This window comes from Methyloceanibacter sp. (genome assembly GCF_058506495.1).
The window spans coordinates 1-1897 of record NZ_JBZMXT010000180.1; the positions used below are offsets into that span (position 1 = coordinate 1).

The 1897-nt window shown below is 56.4% G+C and carries 3 protein-coding genes; all 3 read right to left on the bottom strand.

Annotated elements, in window-relative coordinates:
• Positions 1–728, bottom strand: a 728-nt coding sequence (acsF, locus tag AC33YF_RS13810) for a magnesium-protoporphyrin IX monomethyl ester (oxidative) cyclase (protein WP_491777792.1), incomplete at its 3' end; no start/stop codon positions are given.
• Positions 725–1027 (bottom strand): hypothetical protein, encoded by a 303-nt coding sequence (locus AC33YF_RS13815; protein WP_491777793.1) that lies wholly within the window; start codon positions 1025–1027, stop codon positions 725–727. The genes AC33YF_RS13815 and acsF, both read right to left, overlap by 4 nt.
• A 107-nt stretch (positions 1028–1134) precedes the next feature.
• Positions 1135–1893, bottom strand: coding sequence for a photosynthetic reaction center subunit H (gene puhA, locus AC33YF_RS13820; RefSeq protein ID WP_491777794.1), 759 nt, complete (start codon positions 1891–1893; stop codon positions 1135–1137).
• Between the last annotated feature and the right edge of the window lie 4 nt (positions 1894–1897).

The window sequence follows — 1897 nt, forward strand, 5'->3', positions numbered from 1 at the left end:
GTCGCGTAGACGGCCAGAAGGAAGAACCGAACCCATAACTTGTTTGCGCCGTTCAACAGCTGCGGATTGGCCCGCATTAGAAGCGAGAACGCCTCTCCATGCCGGAACTCATCGTTGCACCACTTCTCGAACCATAAGAAAATCGGATGGAAGCGCTTGTCCGGGTTGCGCTCCAAGTGGCGGTAGATTGTGATGTACCGCGCGTAGCCAATCTTCTCAGACAGGTAAGTGGCGTAAAAAATAAACTTTGGCTTGAAGAAGGTGTACTTCTTCGTCTTGGTCAGGAAGCTGAGATCGACGCCAATGCCAAAGTCCTTAAGGGCGTCATTGATGAAGCCTGCATGGCGAGACTCGTCACGCGCCATGAACTTGAAGAGCTCGCATAGATCCTTGTTCGTACCGCGTCTCTTCATTTCGGCATAAAGCACGCAGCCTGAGAACTCCGCAGTGAGGGAACTCACCAGGAAGTCCACGAACTCCTTTCGAAGGCCTTCGGGGAGCTTGGCCAGATCGGGAATCTCCCAATCCTCGTTGCGCACGAAATGCCCTTTGTTGGGGTCAGACCTCATCTCCGCGATCAGAGGATCCCATTCATCTCGTACACTGCTCACGTCAACCTGGTCGAGCTCGTCGAAGTCAGTAGTGTAGAAGCGCGGGCTTAAGGCAGTGTCGGCCTGGGCCATGCGCATGGTGTCGTCTTTATTGATTCCAATGCTGTCTATGGTCATAGCTTCCTCCCTGAAGAGAAGCTGAATTCACAGAGCTCGCCCATCTCAAGACGGCCCGTAAGCTTCGTCCACCAGCGTTCAAGCGCCGTTGCTCGCGTGACAGTGGCCAGGCGTTGCAGCTTTAGCTTCTCGCCATACGGCACGCGTACGGGCTCGCCATGGACCAGCACCTCATCCCCGGGGTGGATGGCAATGTCACCGTCGAGACGCACATAAGCGTGCAAGCTCTCGAACGTATTCTCGATATCGATAGTGCAGGGCACATCGAACCGTTCTCGTGTTGGAAACCAGCCAGGCATTTCCGTTTCACTCCTCTAGTTTGCTACCCTCAACAACGCCTCGGAGCTGCCGATAGTGTGCAAAGTCTCGGCTTCGACCCGGGGCAAAACTCTGAATGCGCACTCAATCACAGCAGCGGGTCTCCCCTCCCTTCCCATGCGTAAAGCGTGCCGGCGCCGTAGTACGCGCAGATGCGATCCTCCTCGAGGAACGTCACCTGACCGGGCGTGGCTACGGTTGGGACGTTGGCGAATTGTGACGCCAAGATCGCATTCACACGAACTTCGTTCCGGCTGCCGCTGATCTCGGCGAACATGATGGGAAGCAAGACCCGCTTCGCGGGATTGTCCTCAACAGCGACTTCGAGATAGCGGATGATGAACTCACCTCGATCGACCCAGACATCGCTGATCTTGCCGGCGATTCGGGCGTCAGCTCCGATGACATCCATGCCGCGGGGGTCCGGATCCCGCGAACTGATCGAAAAACTGGCCGCGTCCCGCAAAGGCACGATCTTGATTTCTCCGTCGGGTAACCGGTCGGGCACGTCTTTGCGCAGAGCGTAGGAGCCAGGCCCAACACCATCGAGCATCGGATCTCCGGTCGGGATAAAAGGAGCGCCTTGCCACTTTGCGCTAGGCTCCAAGTTCAAATTGTCGCGCTCGTTTGGAGCAGCGGGCGCCTCGACGGTTGTTCCGTCGTGAAGGAGAAACTTCTTCGGCTGCGGAACGGGCGGGAAGTCTGTATAGGGCCGATTTTGTTCGCCATCGTAGACTACCGGGTAGCCTTCGCGTTTGCCCTCACGGACCAGATAAAAGACTAGCCCTGCGAAGAACGCCCAGAAGACGTAAAGGAGGACCTGAGCGACGTCGATATATCCAGTAATTTCA